Source organism: Clostridium estertheticum (assembly GCF_011065935.2).
Taxonomy (GTDB): domain Bacteria; phylum Bacillota; class Clostridia; order Clostridiales; family Clostridiaceae; genus Clostridium_AD; species Clostridium_AD estertheticum_A.
On record NZ_JAAMNH020000001.1, the window covers coordinates 2,516,203 to 2,536,294 of the forward strand.

The 20,092-nt window shown below is 30.2% G+C and carries 22 protein-coding genes; 12 read left to right on the forward strand and 10 right to left on the reverse strand.

Going from position 1 to position 20,092, the window contains the following annotated elements; translation table 11 throughout:
* Positions 1-8: 8 nt before the first annotated feature.
* A complete protein-coding gene (locus tag G9F72_RS11745) occupies positions 9-875 on the reverse strand; it encodes a polysaccharide deacetylase family protein (RefSeq protein WP_164957512.1) in 867 nt (288 codons plus the stop codon).
* 163 nt (positions 876-1,038) lie between these two features.
* Positions 1,039-1,197 carry a lmo0937 family membrane protein gene (locus G9F72_RS11750; RefSeq protein ID WP_164957511.1) on the reverse strand — a complete coding sequence of 53 codons (159 nt, stop codon included), beginning with the start codon at positions 1,195-1,197 and terminating at the stop codon, positions 1,039-1,041.
* A gap of 343 nt (positions 1,198-1,540) precedes the next feature.
* On the opposite strand from G9F72_RS11750, the gene G9F72_RS11755 reads away from it, so the two are divergent.
* The 6 genes from G9F72_RS11755 (at position 1,541) to G9F72_RS11780 (ending at position 7,737) form a co-directional block, all read left to right on the forward strand.
* Complete coding sequence (locus tag G9F72_RS11755) at positions 1,541-2,119, forward strand: TerD family protein (protein ID WP_164957510.1); 579 nt, start codon at positions 1,541-1,543, stop codon at positions 2,117-2,119.
* A gap of 32 nt (positions 2,120-2,151) precedes the next feature.
* The gene (locus G9F72_RS11760; RefSeq protein WP_164957509.1) at positions 2,152-2,751 is read left to right on the forward strand and encodes a TerD family protein; all 600 of its coding nucleotides are present in this window, start codon (positions 2,152-2,154) and stop codon (positions 2,749-2,751) included.
* Positions 2,752-3,317: 566 nt separating this feature from the next.
* Complete coding sequence (locus G9F72_RS11765) at positions 3,318-4,640, forward strand: hypothetical protein (protein WP_164957508.1); 1,323 nt, start codon at positions 3,318-3,320, stop codon at positions 4,638-4,640.
* Positions 4,633-5,280 carry a class D sortase gene (locus tag G9F72_RS11770; protein WP_164957507.1) on the forward strand — a complete coding sequence of 216 codons (648 nt, stop codon included), beginning with the start codon at positions 4,633-4,635 and terminating at the stop codon, positions 5,278-5,280. The genes G9F72_RS11765 and G9F72_RS11770 overlap by 8 nt, the downstream gene beginning before the upstream one ends.
* Before the next feature lie 256 nt (positions 5,281-5,536).
* Positions 5,537-5,785: a hypothetical protein gene (locus tag G9F72_RS11775; protein ID WP_164957506.1), complete on the forward strand. Its 249-nt coding sequence runs from the start codon at positions 5,537-5,539 to the stop codon at positions 5,783-5,785.
* Positions 5,786-6,114: 329 nt separating this feature from the next.
* Positions 6,115-7,737, forward strand: a complete 1,623-nt coding sequence (locus G9F72_RS11780) for a tetratricopeptide repeat protein (protein ID WP_164957505.1) — start codon at positions 6,115-6,117, stop codon at positions 7,735-7,737.
* A gap of 60 nt (positions 7,738-7,797) precedes the next feature.
* On the opposite strand, the gene G9F72_RS11785 is transcribed toward G9F72_RS11780, so the two are convergent.
* Positions 7,798-8,442 carry an adenylate kinase gene (locus tag G9F72_RS11785; RefSeq protein WP_164957504.1) on the reverse strand — a complete coding sequence of 215 codons (645 nt, stop codon included), beginning with the start codon at positions 8,440-8,442 and terminating at the stop codon, positions 7,798-7,800.
* A gap of 475 nt (positions 8,443-8,917) precedes the next feature.
* Here G9F72_RS11785 and G9F72_RS11790 point away from each other — a divergent pair, with 475 nt between their 5' ends.
* Positions 8,918-9,397 carry a hypothetical protein gene (locus G9F72_RS11790; RefSeq protein ID WP_164957503.1) on the forward strand — a complete coding sequence of 160 codons (480 nt, stop codon included), beginning with the start codon at positions 8,918-8,920 and terminating at the stop codon, positions 9,395-9,397.
* A 69-nt stretch (positions 9,398-9,466) separates the two neighbouring features.
* Here G9F72_RS11790 and G9F72_RS11795 read toward each other — a convergent pair whose 3' ends face one another.
* Both G9F72_RS11795 and G9F72_RS11800 read right to left on the reverse strand, forming a co-directional pair.
* A complete protein-coding gene (locus tag G9F72_RS11795; protein ID WP_164957502.1) occupies positions 9,467-10,246 on the reverse strand; it encodes a TrmB family transcriptional regulator in 780 nt (259 codons plus the stop codon).
* A 19-nt stretch (positions 10,247-10,265) separates the two neighbouring features.
* The gene (locus G9F72_RS11800; protein ID WP_164957501.1) at positions 10,266-11,654 is read right to left on the reverse strand and encodes an MATE family efflux transporter; all 1,389 of its coding nucleotides are present in this window, start codon (positions 11,652-11,654) and stop codon (positions 10,266-10,268) included.
* Between the two features lie 343 nt (positions 11,655-11,997).
* On the opposite strand from G9F72_RS11800, the gene G9F72_RS11805 reads away from it, so the two are divergent.
* The gene (locus tag G9F72_RS11805) at positions 11,998-12,858 is read left to right on the forward strand and encodes a YitT family protein (protein WP_164957500.1); all 861 of its coding nucleotides are present in this window, start codon (positions 11,998-12,000) and stop codon (positions 12,856-12,858) included.
* A gap of 126 nt (positions 12,859-12,984) precedes the next feature.
* Here the strand turns inward: G9F72_RS11805 and G9F72_RS11810 are convergent, their stop codons facing one another.
* Entirely contained in the window at positions 12,985-13,518 is a 534-nt protein-coding gene (locus G9F72_RS11810) for a GNAT family N-acetyltransferase (protein WP_164957499.1), read from the reverse strand.
* A gap of 171 nt (positions 13,519-13,689) precedes the next feature.
* Positions 13,690-13,839 (reverse strand): DUF975 family protein, encoded by a 150-nt coding sequence (locus G9F72_RS11815; RefSeq protein WP_202054857.1) that lies wholly within the window; start codon positions 13,837-13,839, stop codon positions 13,690-13,692.
* A gap of 236 nt (positions 13,840-14,075) precedes the next feature.
* Here G9F72_RS11815 and G9F72_RS11820 point away from each other — a divergent pair, with 236 nt between their 5' ends.
* A complete protein-coding gene (locus tag G9F72_RS11820; RefSeq protein ID WP_164957498.1) occupies positions 14,076-14,861 on the forward strand; it encodes an ABC transporter ATP-binding protein in 786 nt (261 codons plus the stop codon).
* 2 nt (positions 14,862-14,863) lie between these two features.
* Positions 14,864-16,528 (forward strand): hypothetical protein, encoded by a 1,665-nt coding sequence (locus tag G9F72_RS11825; protein WP_164957497.1) that lies wholly within the window; start codon positions 14,864-14,866, stop codon positions 16,526-16,528.
* A 145-nt stretch (positions 16,529-16,673) separates the two neighbouring features.
* Here the strand turns inward: G9F72_RS11825 and G9F72_RS11830 are convergent, their stop codons facing one another.
* A complete protein-coding gene (locus tag G9F72_RS11830; protein WP_164957496.1) occupies positions 16,674-16,946 on the reverse strand; it encodes a hypothetical protein in 273 nt (90 codons plus the stop codon).
* A gap of 219 nt (positions 16,947-17,165) precedes the next feature.
* Between G9F72_RS11830 and G9F72_RS11835 the strand changes: the two genes are divergently transcribed.
* Positions 17,166-17,747: a manganese efflux pump MntP family protein gene (locus tag G9F72_RS11835; protein ID WP_164957495.1), complete on the forward strand. Its 582-nt coding sequence runs from the start codon at positions 17,166-17,168 to the stop codon at positions 17,745-17,747.
* Positions 17,748-17,881: 134 nt separating this feature from the next.
* Here the strand turns inward: G9F72_RS11835 and G9F72_RS11840 are convergent, their stop codons facing one another.
* Together G9F72_RS11840 and G9F72_RS11845 are read right to left on the reverse strand one after the other, a co-directional pair.
* On the reverse strand, positions 17,882-18,517 hold the full coding sequence (locus G9F72_RS11840; RefSeq protein WP_224676095.1) for an SH3 domain-containing protein: 636 nt from the start codon (positions 18,515-18,517) through the stop codon (positions 17,882-17,884).
* A gap of 135 nt (positions 18,518-18,652) precedes the next feature.
* The gene (locus G9F72_RS11845; RefSeq protein WP_224676096.1) at positions 18,653-19,033 is read right to left on the reverse strand and encodes a hypothetical protein; all 381 of its coding nucleotides are present in this window, start codon (positions 19,031-19,033) and stop codon (positions 18,653-18,655) included.
* 199 nt (positions 19,034-19,232) lie between these two features.
* Here G9F72_RS11845 and G9F72_RS11850 point away from each other — a divergent pair, with 199 nt between their 5' ends.
* Positions 19,233-20,024, forward strand: coding sequence for a GntR family transcriptional regulator (locus tag G9F72_RS11850; protein WP_224676097.1), 792 nt, complete (start codon positions 19,233-19,235; stop codon positions 20,022-20,024).
* The last annotated feature ends 68 nt before the right edge of the window (positions 20,025-20,092 follow it).

The window sequence follows — 20,092 nt, forward strand, 5'->3', positions numbered from 1 at the left end:
GGTAACTGTTATCTGTAACCTTTAATATTTAACATATCAGAAATAGTTTTAATTTGATAGCCTTTAGCTTTAAGTTTTTCAATAATTTGTGGTAATGCTTCAGCAGTTGCAATTTTATCAGCGTTACTATGCATAAGTATTATTTCACCAGGACGAACATTATTAATAACAGTATCAACAATATGGTCTTTTTCCTTTTGAGACCAATCAAAGGTATCTAGTGACCATATAGCCATTTTATAATTATTTTCTCTAAAAACATTAATGACGTTATTATCTATAGCACCATAAGGTGGTCTAACTATGGAAGGCTTTTTTCCTATAAGCTTATATAATATATTATCAGTAGATGTAAGTTCTTTGGTAATGTCTTGTGAACTAAGCTTACTTAAATCAGCATGTGTATAAGAATGATTTAAAATTAAATGCCCTTCATTAAAAGCTCTTTTTACCACTTCAGGATTAGCTTTGGCACTTTCGCCTATAAAGAAAAAGTTAGCTCTTATATTATACTTTTTTAATATATCAAGTATTTCGGGTGTTATTTTTGAATCGGGACCATCATCAAAGGATAAGGATACGACTTTTTCTTTTGTTGGTCCATTTAAAAATATAACGCCAGGATTATCCCTTGTAAATTTAACTATATTATTTTTCCATTTTATATTACTTGCAAGTTCCTTTTTAGTGAATTTATCTGATGAACCTAATGGGTATAATATTTGGGCATCTTTATTATAGGACGTAGTGTAAATATTTCTTTCATTTATACCTAAGGCATTATGTGATTTTAAAAAATCACCAAAGAGCAAAGAGTTTGTTAAAATAATTATCAATGATATAAAAACAAAGAAATTGGTTTTCTTAGTACGCATAACAATGTCCTCCTTGAATTATTTATTATTTTATCTTATCTTCGTAAAACAGATGTTGGTTTATGCTAGCAATTATAATATTAAATGTATCGTAAACTTATATAGATTTTTATTAAAGTAAAAAAGAACCTAATTGGCTCTTCATTATTGTTGTAACAATCTTTTAAGTCCTTCTCCTTCTTCTTCCTGAAATAATATCCACGAATAATGCTATTGCAGCTATTACAAGTAACCAATGAATCATAAGACCGCCAATGCTAAATATAAACCCCAAGAACCAAAAAATTAATAATATTCCACCTATCCAACTTAAAAAACCCATTTAAAACACTACCTTTCATGTATTTAAATAAATATATATTTACTAAATCTCTTTAAATATTATAATTACCATAATTTCATTATGTATACTCATTATATTCATCATCAAATCTTGAATAATATCAGTTGAAATAGCAAAAATTATAAAAAAATATGTAGCATACTTAGTGATAAAGATACTGAGGACATTTTGTTCATAATTAACCATAGAGAATTATTAATACAATATTAACATATATTCTGTAATTATATGATAATATTGTATTAAGTTTATGATAAAACCAAGATTAAGTATAAAATTGTATATTTAAAAAAAATCATAAACAATGAAGGGAGAATTTAATATGGCAGTTAGTTTGAAAAAAGGACAAAAGGTGGATCTAACCAAAACAAATCCTGGTCTTAAAAAAGTACTTATAGGGCTTGGTTGGGATACAAATAAATATGATGGCGGCTCTGATTTCGATCTAGATTCAGCTGCTTTTCTTTTAGGTGAAAATGGAAAGGTATCTGGGGATGGAGATTTCATTTTTTATAATAATTTAAATCACGCTTCAAATTCTGTAAATCACCTAGGGGACAACTTAACTGGTAATGGGGATGGGGACGACGAACAACTGAAGGTTGATTTATCTGTTGTTCCACAAAACGTAACAAAAATTGATTTCACAGTAACTATTAACGATGCAGAAACAAGAAAACAAAACTTTGGACAAGTTTCTAATGCGTTTATAAGAATATGTAACGAAGAAACTGGGGCAGAATTAATAAGATATGACCTAGGAGAAGACTATAGTATAGAAACAGCTGTAATAGTTGCAGAATTATATAGGAACGGAGCAGAATGGAAATTTAACGCAATAGGTAGTGGCTTCGAAGGCGGGCTTGGCGCTCTATGTTCAAATTTCGGAGTGAATAATTAAATCAATTATAAAATTAAAAGAAGGTGCTTATAGTGACTATTAATTTGAAAAAAGGACAAAAAGTTGACTTAACAAAAGGAAATAGTGGAATATCAAAAATAGTGGTTGGACTGGGTTGGGATGCTGTAGCTTCATCTGCAGGCGGTGGTCTTTTTAAAAAAAAGGCTTCAGATATTGATTGTGATGCTTCAGTTTTAATGATAAATAGTGATGGTAAACTTAAAGGTATAGAAAATGTTATATATTTTGGGAATTTGGAAAGTCGTTGTGGGGGTGTAGTACATACTGGAGACAATAGAACTGGTGATGGTAATGGTGATGATGAACAGATACTTATAGATTTATCGAAAATTTCTGAAGGCGTAGATAAATTAGTATTTGTTGTTAATATTTACGATTGTATTAAAAGAAATCAAGATTTTGGCCAAATTCAAAATGCATATATAAGAATTGTAAATACTACAGATAATACTGAATTATTAAAATACAATCTATCTGAAAGCTATGCAGGTAAGACTTCTCTAATAACAGGAGATATTTATAGACATAATAATGAATGGAAATTTTCAGCTATTGGTGAAGGAACAAATGAAGGTTCACTAACTGGCCTTATTGAAAGATATAGAAAATAAATATTTAAAGTAAAGGGTATATCTTAGATAATTAAGATATACCCTTTACTTTAATAAGCTTAAAGACTATAAATAACCCCGCTGTATATTATATTAACAGTAAACTCTTATAAACAGATGGGATATTTTTTATAATATCAAGTGTAATTGAACTTACAAAAACCAAAATGCAATCTAATAAAAAGTGTCTTTAGAAAATGCATTTTCCCATTCACCTTTATAATATATAGAGCCATCAGACTTGTATGCAGTTCCTAAGCCATCTGGGCCGTCATTTTTTAATTTGCCGACATATTTATCGCCACTATTAAAATAATAAGAACCTATGCCACTACAGATCGGAATTGATTACAATATAATTAAATATATCTATATTATAACATAAATATATAAATTGTATAATTAGATGTGAAAATAATCTCAAAAAATTATAAACCGTTTATTTCAAGTCAGAACATTATAGGGAAATATTGTAATTTTCACCATGTATAACCTGTTTACAATTTGTTAACAATCTGATATAGTTTAAACGGATATCAAAAGATACCTATTGGGAGGTAGATGACATGACAAGATTTGCATCAAGGGGTTGCGCCTTTATAGTTGCTGTAGCTATGCTGGTTTTTGTATTACCAATTTCACTGGCAAATGCTCAAACAAAGACTCTTTCAGAGGCCATAATGAAGACAAATATGGCAACATCAGTGGAGAGCAATGGAAAATTAAACTTGACATTTAAGGCTGAAGGACTTTCGCAGCAAGGTCAAGAAGAGTTTGCAATGGTAAGTGAAATTTTAAACAACTTACAAGTAAGTTGCAATTCTAAAATATCTGGAAATAGTAATGGAACGATTTCAAGGCAATATGTTAAGATGTCAGCAACTGTAGGTGGAAGTCCTTACAGTGGAGAATTATGGAGTGATATGAACCTTACTGGTAAAACCCCTGTAGTTAAGGAAATTGTAAAAGCACCACAGCTATTTGAAATGATGTTATCTCCTGAATATATGAATAAATATATGCTACTCGATTTTAATCAGATAAAGAAAATACCGGAAATAGATGCTGGAATAGGTAGCATGGATTTTGGCAAAATGCTAAGTGAAAACAAAGGATTACAAGGAGCGATATTAACTCTTATTGAGAAATATTCGTCACAATTAAGCTCAGGTTATAACTTTATATCTGAGGAAGGAAATGAATATAAAGTTAAAATTGATGACGCCACATTTAAAGACCTTATAAGAAAAGTAGTTAATTTGACTGCAAAAAATGAAGAAATACAAAAACTCATAAAAGATTTAATTCTTACAGAGATGAAAAATAGTGGAGCATCAACTGAAGAAATTAATAACTCAAAAGTTGATATGCAACAGATGTTTACTACACTTGAATCACAAGGGTTTTTGGACAAGTTTAATCAAATGATGGACAAGCTTGAGGATGTAAAAATTCTTGGAGATAAAGGAATTGATATTACATATACAATTGACGAAAATGGATATGTAGCAGGTACAAAAGGTGTTATAGAACTTGTTGTAGACATGGCAAAGCTAGATAAAGTATTTGCTGAAAGTGCAATTGAAAGTGAAAGTATCCCAACAGGAATATATATAGTGGGTATAAATTTCGAAGTAAATAACAGAAATATTAATGGAAAAGTAAATATAGTTATACCAACACTTACATCAGCAAATTCATTTAATATTGTGGAATTATTTGCTGAACCACAACCTCAAACAGAACCAAAACCGGTAATTGTCACACACACTGTTACAGGTGGTCAGCTTCCAAAAACCTCTACACATTTGTATGAGATACTTCTTATGGGTGGATTTTTAACGCTGGTGGGTGCCTTAACTTGGCCACGTAAAAAGCGTTATGAATAAAGTAAAACTATCATGGGGCAAGATATCCCTGGCATTTTTAGTCTTGGGATTAGGATGTATTTCTTGGTCACTGTTTAGTATATGGACACAGTCCCATTATACAGGCTATGACGCTACCAGTAGCGATTTAATCCCAGCAACTTTTTTTGTAGATCAAAGCAAGTTAAAGGGAGACAATACTACTCCTGTGGAATCAGATCCTATCCTTTCTCATAAATCACTTTACCCTTTATATCCTACAGAGGGTGATAATATTGGAAGTCTTACGATTCCAGCATTAAAGAGGAAACTGCCCATTTTTCAGGGGACCGGTTCGAAGGAGCTTACGAAAGGTGTAGGGCATTTCTTGCAGAGTGTACTTCCTGGGGAAAATGACAATTGTGTTCTCGCTGGACATCGGGATACGGTATTCAGACAATTAGGCAATCTTAAAATAGGGGATAAACTAATTGTTCAAACATCTGCGGGCGTATTTACCTATGAGGTGAGTGGGACACGAATCGTCCATGAAGACGACAAAACGGTGATTGTACCTACCGACCATGCCGTCTTGACGGTGACAACCTGCTATCCCTTCGATGCTATTGGAAATGCTCCGGATCGCTATATTGTCTCCGCAGCTTTAATAAAAAGTAAGTAAAACATTTAATTAAATAGCTCCTTCGAAAAACCCCTGTTGTTATAAGTATAAATTAATAAAATCCTATCCCTACAATTATATATGTAGAGATAGGATTTTATTTTTATTTGCAATTAATAATTTTACATAAAAATTAAGGATACATTAGCATAATAACTTGATTTGGTGTCGTTTCCAGTTCTACTTTATAAAAAAATGGGTAAACTATATAATGCACTGTATATATAGTATTTATATATTCGAAAGGAGAACACTAATGAACGAAAATAAGTTAGGTAAAACAAATATAACAATTAATGAATTAGATGATGATAAAGGCAGTAGTGGCGTTTCAAACATTGAGATGGCTGTTATGTATAACATGTACAATATGCTTAGCGACATTACTAATGTCGCTTTAGAAGAAAAAAGAAAATTAAATAATGTATCATCTACTAATATAGATACGGTTAGTGTTTCAAACGTGGATATGGCTAGTATGTATAACATGTTAAAGAATAAGTAAAAAAGGTTAAAATCTAAACAAAATCTATAGGTCTTCCCAATAAATTGGCTCAGATTGATTTATTTTCATATTAATCTCCCTTCAAACAAATGTTTAGTCTAATAAAAAATATATTGAAAGAGTTCTTATAATTAAGCAACGGGTATTTAAAAAGTTTACTATGCTACCTTTGAAGTATATATGATATGGGTGAAAAAAAATAACATATATCAAGGGCTAACTTGCATGGCACTTTACTGTACATCTTTGAGTGCTAATAGTATAATTATTTTGATAAGTATATTATTAGTTGAAAAAATATTTTAGTTTTTTACTTAGGAGGGCTTGTTTTGTCAAAAAAAGTTGAACAATCCAATGTTATTAAAGATGTTAAGGCAACAACCGAGGAAAATACTGCAGTAATACTTGAAGCAGAAAAGCAATTATCGCAATCCATGATATGGAACCTACAGAGTGATTTCTTTGCAAACCAGGGACCAGAAGCTTGGATAAAAGGAATTGTACCTCAATACATAACAACTAATCCTTATATAGCAAACCTGTATGCTAAAACTATATTCGGATATTGCAGAGACTATGTTACAAGGACTGATATAGAAAAAAAATCTACCATATACATAATGGAGCTTGCATCTGGTGTAGGCAGATTTACCTATACCTTCCTTAAAAGATTTTTACATATAATCGAAAATTCTTCCCTAAAAGGGCTAAAGTTCAAATATATAGTAACCGATTTTTCTGAAAAGAATATTGAATATTGGCAGAATCATAGCTTTTTAAAGCCATATTTTGACTCTGGAATACTTGATTGTGCAACCTTCGATATAACTAAAGATGATCAGCTTAAATTAAGAAACAGTGGCGAAGTTTTAGCCGGTGGAAATCTAAAGAATCCTTTAATTTTAATTGCTAATTATACCTTTGACAGCCTTCCACAAGATACTTTTTATGTGAATAAGGGAGAGATTTTTGAAGGCTTGATTACAATAACTTCTCCAGAACTAGGGGCAAGCCCTGAGGACAAATCAATACTGGCTGGCTTAGATTATTACTATACAGACAACCAAATTGATGGCAATAATTATTATGAAGATGATGACTTTAATGATATCCTTTTATATTATAAAAATCGTTTAGAGGATACATCTTTTTCATTGCCAATAATGGCCTTGTGTTGTATCTCTAGATTAAAAAGAGCATTTAATGATGACATAATTTTAATTTCCGCAGATAAAGGTTATAAAAATGAAAAATCCATGTTAAAAAACTCTCATCCATTTTTATCAAAACACGGATGTATTTCAATGACGGTTAACTTTCATTCCATGGAACAATATTTCAAAAATATTGGTGGAAAAGCAATACATAGTATCTATGAACATGAGAATATAAACATGTCACTATTTTTATTAACTAACAGCACTCATGATTTTGTAGAAACCACCATGGCCTATAATGAAATTATTGAAAGTATAGGACCAGATGATTTTTATAATTTAAAAAAAGCAGTTGTGCCTTTATGCGAATCACTAGAAACAAAACAGATACTAACCTTTCTTAGGTTTACTTTATGGGATGCAAGAACCTTTCAAGAGGTCTATAACATATTGCTTGAAAGAATAGATACGGAGGAAGATTTTCCAACAGAAGAACTGGTTATAGTAATGAATAGTGTTTGGGAGTACTATTTCCCTATTGGTGAAGAGGGCGACTTAGCATTCTATATAGGCTTATTGTTTGGCTATATTGGCAATGATAGTGATGCTCTAAGATTTTTTGAATATTCACATGAATTATATGGTGCTAGTGCTGAAATTTATTATAAAATTGCGGTTTGCTTCTATAATCTAAGCGAAATTGAAAAAGCCTTAGAGTATACAGAGAAATCACTAGCCTTAGATCCGGTTTTCAAAGAGAGCAAAACTTTAAAAATTTTAATCCAAGAAAAATAATATAAAACATAAAAAAAACTTCTCAATTGAATGTTAAATTGAGAAGATTTTTTTTATATATTAATTATCTAATATTGAAAAAATATTTTTTGAAACTGTAAGGATATCATCCCTACCATCGACTGTAGATAATGAATGATTAGTCTTATAATAATCTATAAGAGGATGGGTCTGATTAGTATAAACATTAAGTCTTTCCTTAACTGTCTCTTCATTATCATCATTTCTTTGAATCAATTTCCCGCCACAAAAGTCACAAATACTTAATTTTTCAGGTGGATTAAACTTTATATGATAACTCCGTCCACAGGAAGAACATATCCTTCTTCCTATATTTCTTTCCAGAATAAATTCGCTGGGAACATCGATTAGAAGTACAACATCCAAAGTGTTATTAATTCCCTGTAGAAAATTACCAAGTTGTTCCGCTTGAAAAACTGTCCTTGGAAATCCATCTAATAGAAAGCCGTTTTTGCAATCCTCTTTCACTAGTCTATCTTCTACTACTTGAATAGTTAGATCATCAGGCACCAACTGACCCTTAGCAATATATTCTTTTGCTTGTACACCAAGGGTAGTTTTGGTGGAGATGTTCATTCTAAAAATATCTCCAGTTGATAGATGGGTTATGTTATATTTCTCGCATATTAGCTTTGCTTGAGTACCTTTTCCAGCTCCAGGGGCACCTAATAAAATCATTCTCAAATTAATGCCTGTCACTTAAAAGCGTAATAAACAGCTTTAGCATTCTATTCGTTAAATAGAGCGGTGGTATCATGGGTTAATGATTAACCACAGTGCAGGATTTTCGCCTACCTTTCTTATGATATTTTCATGTATTCGTTTAAATAAAGATTTGCAATTCACAAAAAGTTATTAGACTATTAATAATATATAATTATTATACAATATATTTGATGAATTACCAAATAAAGATTTATTCGGAAATTTATAGTAGAGAGTTTTATTTTTTTATTTAGTATTTCTTTTGACCAATCTCTGCTTAAGGTGGGGATTTTTTCGCTGAATATGGTATAATAATAAGAATTAAAGTAAGTTTGTAGTATATTTATATATTATTGATATAAATAGGGTGGGTTAAATGAAATGGGCATCAGTAGCTTTAAGTAATAGCTGTTGGTGTTCATTTTCATCATATGGCGTGAAAGGGGATTTTCAAATGAAAAAATTAATGCGAAGAATTAAAAAAGAAATTAAAGAAAAATCTAAGAAATACGGAACTCATGGTACTGGAAACTTAAGTATAACTCTAATATTAACGGATAATGAAATAGGTGAATTTCAAACGGTTAACCTTGATAACCATTATATTTATGATTTAGAAGAAAATGAATTATGCATAAATTATGTAGAAGAAGTTAGTGAGTGTATGAATGTTTATGTTGATGATTTAAGCCAAGTATTTGATTTAAAAAAGTTAGAAGAGGAAAATGGTATTTTTGAATATAATAATAAACAATTACGGTTAATTCAAGATGCATATCTAAGTAAGTTAATTGGACATGAGGGTGAATATACTGCATTAGCAATAGACAATGGAGGAAGATTATATAATATTGTATGGGATATAGTAAACTTTGAAACAGAGGACAGGCCACAAATTTGTAATTGGGATAAATACACAGTTAAAAAAATATAATTGCAATAATAAAGAGCCTAATTGGCTCTTTATTATTGGTAAAATAATTCTAAGATCTTCTTCTTATTATTACCTATTTTCAAGTATGGTATTTAACTTAATACCCTCATTAATTAAATTTTTTCCATATTTATTTTTTAACTTTAAAAGATATATATCATTATGAATATGTTCAGAAACAACGGAAGCTAAGAGAACATTGTCTGTAAAAGTACCTAAGAACTCTTCTCTATGTGGGCCTCTATCTGCAATTAACGTTTTTTCGCAATCTACGACTAACATTATTCTTGTTTGTTTTTCTAAACAACTTTCTTCATTATGAGTATATATTTCTACCGGTAGGTTTTCACTATTAACTTTAGCAAAGGAAAATATAATTATTCTAACTTGTCTTTTTTCAAGTTCAATAAATTCTTTTGAGAATAGTTGTAAATCAAAGTCAGTATTTATGTAAACTTCTTTTTTTGATGTTAATAGCAATTCCTTTGCTTTTGAAATAACATTATCATAACCTGATATATTTAAATACCTTTCTTCTGAATCAGAGTTTTCCAGTTGTTGTAATTTAACTTCTAATAAATCTGTGGTTTCAACAAATTCATTTTTCATTTTATTTGTTAGCGTTGTAGGATTTTCCGCTTTATATAGCTTGGAATTTCCAGGCAGTGAAAACACAATGCCTTTTTTATATAAATTATCTAGAGCAGAATAAACTGATGAACGAGACATATTTAGATTTTTAGCAATTTGATATCCATTTAAGCTAGAATTTTTCAATAAATCAACATAAACTGCCGCTTCTGTTCTTGAGAAACTAAGCTTTTCTAATAAACTTAATATTTCATCCATACTTGATCTCTCCTCTCTTTTAAAGGACTTCTTCTATCATAACTTTTAGATTCACTTCTGTTAAATTGTCCATCCATTTCCTTGAATGCATTATTTTAAGACCAATAATAAATCTTACAAATTCTTCACTTGAAATTATTAAATAAACCCAGTGGACTGGTAGTTTTAAAACAAAGGCTGAAACAAAACCTATAGGAACCCCAATGCACCAGGTTCCAATCATATCTAAATAAAGTGTATATTTAGTTTTTCCACCACTTCTTAAGATTCCACCACCTATAATCATATTTGATACTTTAATCCATAAAACTATGCTAAACATAACTAATAACTTAAATGTACACTCCTTCAGATCACTAGTTATATTAAATACAGAAATATATAAGTTTGAACAAGCTATTAATAAAACACCAAAAACGGCTGAACCTATAATACCCATTTTAATGAATTTCTTTGAATATTTAAAAGCAAGTTCATTTTCTCCAAGCCCTAATTTGTTTCCTATCATAATTCCCGCTGCACTACTCACACCTGCAAATAAACCTATACTTAAGCTTTGAATAGGATAAGTCAAGGTCATTGAGGCAACTTCTGAGGTTCCCATTCTTCCGTATACAATTGAATACATAGTTTCGCCTAGAGCCCACATAAATTCATTTATTAACAGTGGGCGAGCTATAGTAAGGATTTTTTTCATAAATACAGATGAAATATTACACAGATCCCTTATTTTATATGCGCCTGGATAATTATTAACATACATAAAGACTATAAGTAACACTGCTTCAAGAAATCTAGTAATAGTTGTAGCATATGCTGTGCCTAGAAAGCCTAATTCAGGAAATCCAAAATTACCAAATATAAGCAAGTAATTTAATAAAGTATTTAAAACTACAGCAAATACTCCTGCATACATTGGAGATTTAACATGACCTGTACTTCTTAGAACTGATGCATAAACCATTATTAAAAGCATTGGTATATACGAAGCTGCATTAATTATAAGATACTTACTTCCTAGTGTAACTATTTTCATATCATTAGTATATAGTCCTAATACTTGTTTTGAAAATATTAGCGAAATCAAAGAAAATGTTATGGTTATAATCATTCCTAATAGTAGATTTCCTCCAATTACATTTGCTATATTTTTATTATCCTTTTTACCCCAATACTGAGATATCATAATAGATGTTGTGCAGCCCACAGCTGATAAAGTTATTAGAAAAAGGAACGGAAACCTAGATCCGAGTCCAACAGTTGCAATTGCTTCCTCTCCCAATTGTCCTACCATAAATTGATCAATAACACTTAAAGAAGCTTGAAATAAACTTTGAATAGAAACTGGTATGGCTATTGCTAGCATTGTTTTGAAATATGACTTTTCATTAGAATATAGTTTGATCATGCTACACCTCCCACTTTAAATTGATTTTGAATAAATTTTAAATTTACTTACACTCAATATATAATTTTTTATTTTATTTGATTTTAATTTAGTAGTACACGGAGTACTACTAAATTGTTATAATGATAATACATTTTTATCCTATTGTCAATATGCTATTTTATACATTTATAAATGCACTTATAAAAAAGGGCTATGTATTTCATAACACTAACCCCTTCACAATATGATACTCTTGTGGCACAATATAAGAAGTAGGTTAATATTCATTGTGTTTCCACAAATAAATATCAAAAATATTATAAGAGTCTAAAAGTAGATTTATTAGAAGGGCGGAAACGAAATGATTAATTTTATAAACAAAAACATTATTAAAAATATTTTTTTTATACTAGTAGGAAGTTTGATATCTTCACTTGCAATTAATCTGTTTATATCCAAAGCAAAACTTTTAAGTGGTGGTGCTTCTGGCATATCATTAATTATCCAGTATTTATATAAATTTCCCGCTGGATATTCCATATTGTTATTAAATATTCCATTATTAATGTTAAGCTATAAATTTCTTAACAAACGATTTACTATTCTTACATTTATAGGTACAATCTCATTTTCATTGTTTTTAATTTTAACCGCTCCCCTAAAAGCAGTGATTGACACAAACGATACATTGTTATTATGCTTGTATGGTGGAGCATTAAATGGAATTGGCATAGGAATAGTTTTCAGCAATCACGGTTCCGCAGGAGGACTCAATATTATTTCAGCTCTTATAAAAGTGAAGTATGATAACTTTAAAATAGGGCAAATATCCTTTTGTATTAATATTATAATTGTTGGTATCGCTACATTCTTTTTTGGAGTAACCAGTGCATTATATACTATAGCTGCTATGTTTATAACGGCAGAAGTTACTGATAGAATAGTAATTGGAATTGGCACACAAAAATTAGTTCTTATTATTACTGCAAAAGAAAAAGAAATTTGTAGTGGAATCTTGTATAAAATGCACAGAGGAGTTACTTACCTATATGGGGAGGGTGCCTATACTGGTAAGCATGAAAAAATATTATTTTGCACAGTGCCACTCCATGAGATCCCTGAATTGAAATTAATTGTTAAAGAAATAGACAATGATGCTTTTATGATAACAGTTGATGCTTCTGAAGTAAGGGGAAAGGGTTTTAAGAACGATTTAATATAGAACAGTGCAGATAATGGGAAGGTGTATTTACTAAAGTCATTTGAGTTCAAATATATTCGTGTGCAAAAATAGAGTTAGTGGATAAATATTTATCCACTAACTCTATTTGAAAGTTGAATTCATTTTTTAAAGAATCAAGCCCATCATAATTGTATTACCATAAACTCCATTTACATAATTATCTTTTTTAAGTATGCCTTCTACTTCAAATCCAACTTTCTTATATAACTCCATGGCTCTATAATTATTTTCACTAGTTACAAGGCTTATTTTTTTAGTGATGCCATTTGCATTTGCCCACACTATAAGATAATCTAAAAGTTTTCTACCTAGTCCTAGTTCACAATATTGCTCTGCTATTACTATTCCAAATTCTCCCACGTGCTTAAATCTAGCCTTTGGACTAGAATTAATTGTGGCTATACCTATTATTTTATTATCAATTTCTGCAAGCAATATTATTGAATTATCTTCCTTACGGGTATTTTCTAAAAAATCCTTATAATCATTTAAATTTTTCACAAATTCATTTTTCCCAAAGGAAAGAAAATCTGTTTCTCCACCAACTACATTATAAAAATCTATCATGAACTTTGCATCTTCTTTTGAAGCCTCTCTTATAATAACTTCTTTCCCATTTTTTAAATCCATTTTTTCCATGTAAATCAGCTCCCCCTATTTTTTTAACTTTAACTACAACATTTCAATATATGATGCAACCTTCTCTATATTTAAATAAATTAGATATCTCAAATTCATGTAAATATAAAAGGCAATTTAGCATTATTATATCATATTATTGACGAGGAGCAACAAAAAGTAATACTGCACCTAATAAATACAACCCAATAAATACAACCCAATAAATGAAAGATCTAATGTCCACATATTCATTTTATCACCGTCAGTCATTTTATAACTTAATTCTAGTGCACGATTGCGGCCAATGCATGGATTGTCTGACAAAATATAAGGTGCCATATATGTATAATTACTTTATGATTGTTTTAACAATGACAGTATTAATTCTCTGCAATAATGTACGAGGTTGGTTTTAATAATAAAATTAAACTAAATTGAATTATTTAAAGGAAAATTATGGTTTGTATAGAATTACTTTAATTATTACTATAATTTATTATTACTATATAAGATATGTAAAAAACGGTTTATGTTAGAGCTTTTAAGTATGAAAAACTAAAGAAGAGGAGGGTATCATGGGAAATTTAGAAAGTATAATATCAATTAAAGATTTATATATGAGCTATGGGAGTAGTAAGGTACTAAATGGAATAAATTTAGAAATTCCTAGAGGACAGATAATAGGATATATAGGGACCAATGGCGCTGGTAAAAGTACAACTATAAAAATAATGCTGGGGATATTAGAAGGTTACGAGGGAACAGTAGAAATACTAGGACAAGATATAAGTAATGGAAGCATAGAGTATAAAAAGAAAATAGGTTATGTACCTGAGCTTGCAGATATATATGAAAACTTAACTGCTTCTGAGTATATAAGCTTTTTAGGTGAAATATATGGATTAGAAGAGAAAAAACTTATTGAGAGAGCAAAAAAAATGATGGGTTTGTTTGGAATTAAGGTTGTTATAAATGCCAGAATATCCTCATATTCAAAAGGTATGAAACAAAAGCTACTTATAATATGTAGTTTGATTCATAATCCAGATATATTATTTTTTGATGAGCCTTTAAGTGGACTAGATGCTAATAGTGTTATGGTGTTTAAAGAGGTTATGAAGACTCTTGCAAAGCAAGGTAAAACAATATTTTATTCTTCCCACATAATGGATGTTGTAGAAAAGGTAAGTGATAGAATATTACTTTTGAATAATGGACGAATAGTTGCGGATGGAAGTTTTGAAGAGCTTAAGAATAATCAGAAGGAAGGTTCACTTGAAGAAATATTCAATCAGCTAACAGGATTCAATGAGCATACAGCCATTGCTGAAGAATTTGTTTCTTTGGTTTGCGAGGTGTAATTATGAAAGATTTCGCCATACTCAAGATATTAGATAAATTTCAATTATTATATGAAAAATCAGGCGTTAACTATAAGACTATGAGAATGATCCTGCAGCTAAAACTAACAATGGATGGTCGTAGAGTAAGTACTGTTATGGGAAATAATAAAAAAACAGACGAGAATAAGGGAAACAATAACTATCTATTCTTATTGCTTTTTAACTTATTTATAAGTATTTTTATTGGACTCATAATGACGGGTAACATGAAAGCTATGATATCTACTAATATTGTAATAGGGATAAACCTATTTATGATGATTTCACTTATGATATCTGACTTTTCTGCAGTGCTCTTAGATGTAAAAGAGAAAAATATATTATTACCTAAACCTATTGATAGTAAGACATTTAATGCAGCAAAGACTACTCATATATGTATATATTTAATGGGTTTATCATTGTCCCTAAATTTGATCCCGCTAGTAATTGGTACATTAAAATTTGGAGCTTTATTTTTTGTGTTATTTGCCCTGGAAAACATACTTGTAGTATTAATAGTTATAACTTTAACAGCACTATTATATACTTTAGTCTTAAAGATTTTTGATGGAGAAAAACTAAAGGATATAATAAACTATTTTCAAATATTGTTAGCCTTTATATTTGCTTTTGGATATCAGTTGGGTGCTAGGGTTTTTAATATTACTAATATGAATGTTAAATATGTACCTAAATTTTACCATGTATTACTTCCATCAATGTGGTTTGCATCACCCTTTGGAATATACATCGATGGGAATAAAGAACCTTTTCTAATATTTTTATGTACACTTGCAATACTCGGACCTATTATCTTAATGACACTTTATATTAAAAGAATAGTACCTTATTTTGAAAAGAACCTTCAAAAACTAAATGAAAATGGAGGGGCTGTAAGTAAGAGAAGTGAAACTATACAAGAATTTATAGCTGGACTCGTTTGCAAAGGCAGAGTTGAAAAGAGTGTGTTTAAATTTACTCAAAACATGATAGCTACAGAAAGGAACTTGAAGCTTAAGGTTTATCCATCTCTTGCAATGGCTTTATTTATGCCAATTCTATTTATCTTTATAGATAACGGAAATGGTGAATCCTTTATGAATAATATTCAAACAGGCTATGATGGGAAAATTCATTTATTAATGTACATAAGTATATTTTTACTATGCTTTTCTACAGCGTTTATAAGTAATAGTGATAATTATAAGGGGGCCTTTATATACAAGGTATTACCCATAGAAAATCCGGGAGTAATATTAAAAGGGGCAGTAAAAGGAGCTATATTCAAACTAATAATGCCAATATATATATTAGAGGCTATAGTGTTCACAATATTAAAAGGGCCATCCATAATTATTGACTTAATAGTAATGTTTTTAGTTCTTTTAATATCATCATTAGTTTATTTTAAAGTATCAGATAAGGCGTTACCCTTTAGCGTAAAGTTCGCTACAGCGGATAGTGGTAAGCTTATAATACCATCCATAGTCACAGGTTTGGTGCTTGGAGTATTTGCCTTAATCCATGTAGCTATTAGAAACAATATGATATTTGTTGGCATTTATGCAGTGGTGCTTTTGATAGTTAATGTAGTACTTTGGAAAATTAGTTTTAAGGAGTGCTGGAAAGACCTGGAAATATAAAGTCTGTATGTGGGAAAAGAATGTGTAGAGAAAAATTTATTGATTTAGTAATTGAAGAGCTGATGAAATCTAGCAGGATAGATAAATGCTAGATACTCGAAAGATTACAGAAAAAGGAGATAATTTTAATTATCTCCTTTTTTAATTATAAATTAAAAGAATTTAATCCATTCATCATACTTGCAAAAAATGCACCAAAAAACGCAAGATATAATACCAATACAAATGCTAACACAATTAATTCAGCTTGACAATAAGTTTTCTTACTCTTGTTTACATCCTTGCCTAATGCCCAAACAAACAATAACACTATGTTCACAACAGGTATTGATAACAATAAAAACGTAATTATCCAATCTCCTAAAGCCATTGGTTGATCATTGACATCCCTAACTTGAATTTGATTATTATTTTCCATAATTAATACACCCCTTTTTACTTATCTCTAAGTAATAAAAAAACTTCCACTTCCATTTTATTCCAAACATTATGGAAATGTTACAGATAATGGGGTTGATTTTTTCGTTAACTCATATAATAATGAATATCATTTAGCACCCTTCCTTATTAGTTTCATAATATATACAAACAAAGGATGTATAGTGAAAAATCTACTGATAATAAGGAGGGGATTCTTATGAGTATTGGCCAATTTATAATAACTTTTTTTTCAATCTTGATTTTGGCTTTAACATTAAGCGCTGATGATTTTTCAGTTGGTGTAGCATATGGTCTTTTTAAGATCCGAATAACATTAAAATCATTGATCATATTGGTGCTAGGGTCTGCAACATCTACTTATGGCGCAATGCTAATAGGTAGATTCATATTTACTTCCATGCCTGGCTATATAACTGCTTGGTTAAGTTCAATTATCTTAGCTACCATTGGATGTAAAATGCTTTACAATGGTTGGAAAGGAGAAAGCGATGAATCTGAAGTTTTAAAGGACGAGCCAAAAAGAAAAGTTGCTTTCTGGGAAACTTATATAGTGGGTTTGGGGCTAGGGGTTGATGACTTTGCACAAGCCTTTGGTTTATCATTAGCAGGCTTTCCAATTATTTTAACTGTATTATTATTGGAAACTGCAGAAGTGATTGCAATTTTAACCGGTAACTATTTAGCTTTCAAAGGATTGTCAAAAAAGGTTAATGGAAAATTATCTATAATACCAGGTATAGTTCTAATCTTGGTGGCGCTATATCAGATATTATTTTAATCAATGCATGTTTAGAATAGAGTAAAGTAAAGAATGTACCGCCTTAAGTCTACACTATTTTTTAATTTCGTGTTTACTTAAGGGGGTATAATTCATAAAAGGTATATTTTATTTTATGCAGATTTTATATTATTTTATTGTATATAATTTAAATATTTTCTAGAAGCATACCCTTGAATACCGTTTATGTTTATTTTTAGCCAGTTACCATCACTTGAATAACCTGTAACTTCTGCATATTGCTTTTGTATTAGAATACCTACTATTGCACCTGTTATTGTTGGACTGTTTCTTATGTTTAATTGATAAGCATAAATTAATGTTACATATTTACCAGTAGGAACTAATGTTATTAAGGTAGAAGATACCCAGCCTACCTGACCATTGTAATTAACTTGGTACCAGCCGGAGGAATAATCTATTAAATAAATAATAGTACTTTTCGGTATAGTACCAATTATAGCAGAGCTTTGTGATGAAGTAGCTCTAAAATTTGCAGCATAATCAACCTTTGATATTTGAGCAAAATTACCAACATTTGGTAGTGATGGAGCTGGAGCAACGGTATCTTCTCCTATGTTTACATATCTACCAGGTAAATAACCTTTATTTATTTCATTCATACTAATGAAATATTTTTTAGTACCCTGTATTCCACCATAAATGCAGTCTGGAGTTGATTCATATGTAAAAGCCCCATAAGTTCCATTATAAGTGCCCCATTTATCAAAAATTACAACATGATCATATGGCTTGTCCAGAATATCCATATGTTTAATTTCACTTAAACTTATTTTAGTAAAGTAATTATCAAATAGTGTTGAGGTTGATAACTTATCATCCTTTATATTAAAGGCGGCTTGTATAAAACCTGAACAATCTATTCCAGCAGTTCCAGCAATACGTCAGAGTCCTCCTTCCGTGTTAACATTTCCGACAAAGGCGCCTTTATCAACAGCATCCAAATAGTTAGACCAGGCTTCACTGTATGAGCTAGAATCTAAACCATCATTACCTCCCCAATTATAAGGTATTCCTATAGCTTGCATGGTTGAAAGATTTAGAAATTGACTTGGCTGGGTTACGTAAGCAGCAAGGCTTGAGTTTAGCTGTCCATTTTTATTACGGTCATAAGTCCACTTTAAATTCGCCATGGTTAGGGCCCGTTGTTCCACTTGAATTCTTGATATTACACTTTGCGTTAAACCGTTTACTTTTAATGATGGAAAAATAAAAACAGTTGTTAAAAATATTAGACTAGTTACTAGAACATTAAATTTTCTCATTTACGACTCCCCCTTAAATTGCATTTAGTTCATAAATATACTGAGCATATAACATAATTATAGGGGGAAGAGTATGGGTCATCAATGCACAAATTCTGGTAATTAACTGAAAGATTATATAATAGCAAACTCAGCTAATAGTTCAGAGTTTAGCATAAATAACTTTATTTTGTTAAAGGGATTATGCTATAATTATATAATGACAATAAGTGTTAATAAGATGCCACTTGCCACGTGGGTGGCACTAAATATAGGAAGTGAATATATAATGTTTGATAGAGAAATGCATGTTCCATTATACATACAACTTAAGGAAGAATTAACTAGTAAGATTAAAGAAGGCACCTGGGAGATAGATTCGCAAATCCCCACGGAAATAAAACTTATGGAGGATTACAAGGTTGGTAGAGCTACTGTAAGGCAGGCTGTATCCTTACTTGAAAATCAAGGGTATTTATATAAGAAACAGGGAATAGGGACTTTTGTAGGTAGAGTACAGCCATCGCTGGGATTTGAACCGCTTATAAGTTTATCATTCTCATTAAAAGCTCGAGGGATAAATCAAAAGAATATTATTGTAGATAACAGAACAATTACGCCAGATAAAAAACTTTTAAATATTATGAAGTGGAAAGAAGTGAAGGACTGCTATTATATGAAAAGGATAAGGTATGCAGAGGGTATACCTATTGCTGTGGAGCATTCTTATTTTAAAGATGAATATAAAGAGGCGCTTAATAAATATGACCTTAGTGGATCTGTGGCAAAAATTATAATTGAAGATTTAAAACTTAATATTGTGAAGGTAAATCAAATTATTGAACTTAAAGTACCAACAAAACAAGAAATTGAAGAACTTAAGCTTGAAAAAAATATAAAACTTTTGAATATGCAGAGATGGATTTATATTGATGGTCTAGAAGATCCATTTTTCTATTTAAATTTTATTGTTCCAGAAAATATATATTCTTTTCCTATAGAAAACTTATAAAAATAGGTTGCAAAATATTCAAAACATTCATATAATTATAATTAGAATAAGAGGTTCGGACGTCCTAA

What these genes read in the sequence shown, in the direction of transcription:
- G9F72_RS11850 (WP_224676097.1), top strand. Translation starts at nt 19,233, where the DNA reads ATGACAATAAGTGTTAATAAGATGCCACTTGCCACGTGGGTGGCACTA.
- G9F72_RS11845 (WP_224676096.1), bottom strand. Translation starts at nt 19,033, where the DNA reads ATGAGAAAATTTAATGTTCTAGTAACTAGTCTAATATTTTTAACAACT.
- G9F72_RS11830 (WP_164957496.1), bottom strand. Translation starts at nt 16,946, where the DNA reads ATGGAAAATAATAATCAAATTCAAGTTAGGGATGTCAATGATCAACCA.
- G9F72_RS11795 (WP_164957502.1), bottom strand. Translation starts at nt 10,246, where the DNA reads ATGGATGAAATATTAAGTTTATTAGAAAAGCTTAGTTTCTCAAGAACA.
- G9F72_RS11770 (WP_164957507.1), top strand. Translation starts at nt 4,633, where the DNA reads ATGAATAAAGTAAAACTATCATGGGGCAAGATATCCCTGGCATTTTTA.
- G9F72_RS11815 (WP_202054857.1), bottom strand. Translation starts at nt 13,839, where the DNA reads ATGGCACCTTATATTTTGTCAGACAATCCATGCATTGGCCGCAATCGT.
- G9F72_RS11790 (WP_164957503.1), top strand. Translation starts at nt 8,918, where the DNA reads ATGAAAAAATTAATGCGAAGAATTAAAAAAGAAATTAAAGAAAAATCT.
- G9F72_RS11800 (WP_164957501.1), bottom strand. Translation starts at nt 11,654, where the DNA reads ATGATCAAACTATATTCTAATGAAAAGTCATATTTCAAAACAATGCTA.
- G9F72_RS11820 (WP_164957498.1), top strand. Translation starts at nt 14,076, where the DNA reads ATGGGAAATTTAGAAAGTATAATATCAATTAAAGATTTATATATGAGC.
- G9F72_RS11775 (WP_164957506.1), top strand. Translation starts at nt 5,537, where the DNA reads ATGAACGAAAATAAGTTAGGTAAAACAAATATAACAATTAATGAATTA.
- G9F72_RS11810 (WP_164957499.1), bottom strand. Translation starts at nt 13,518, where the DNA reads ATGGAAAAAATGGATTTAAAAAATGGGAAAGAAGTTATTATAAGAGAG.
- G9F72_RS11750 (WP_164957511.1), bottom strand. Translation starts at nt 1,197, where the DNA reads ATGGGTTTTTTAAGTTGGATAGGTGGAATATTATTAATTTTTTGGTTC.
- G9F72_RS11835 (WP_164957495.1), top strand. Translation starts at nt 17,166, where the DNA reads ATGAGTATTGGCCAATTTATAATAACTTTTTTTTCAATCTTGATTTTG.
- G9F72_RS11825 (WP_164957497.1), top strand. Translation starts at nt 14,864, where the DNA reads ATGAAAGATTTCGCCATACTCAAGATATTAGATAAATTTCAATTATTA.
- G9F72_RS11755 (WP_164957510.1), top strand. Translation starts at nt 1,541, where the DNA reads ATGGCAGTTAGTTTGAAAAAAGGACAAAAGGTGGATCTAACCAAAACA.
- G9F72_RS11805 (WP_164957500.1), top strand. Translation starts at nt 11,998, where the DNA reads ATGATTAATTTTATAAACAAAAACATTATTAAAAATATTTTTTTTATA.
- G9F72_RS11765 (WP_164957508.1), top strand. Translation starts at nt 3,318, where the DNA reads ATGACAAGATTTGCATCAAGGGGTTGCGCCTTTATAGTTGCTGTAGCT.
- G9F72_RS11745 (WP_164957512.1), bottom strand. Translation starts at nt 875, where the DNA reads ATGCGTACTAAGAAAACCAATTTCTTTGTTTTTATATCATTGATAATT.
- G9F72_RS11840 (WP_224676095.1), bottom strand. Translation starts at nt 18,517, where the DNA reads ATGGATATTCTGGACAAGCCATATGATCATGTTGTAATTTTTGATAAA.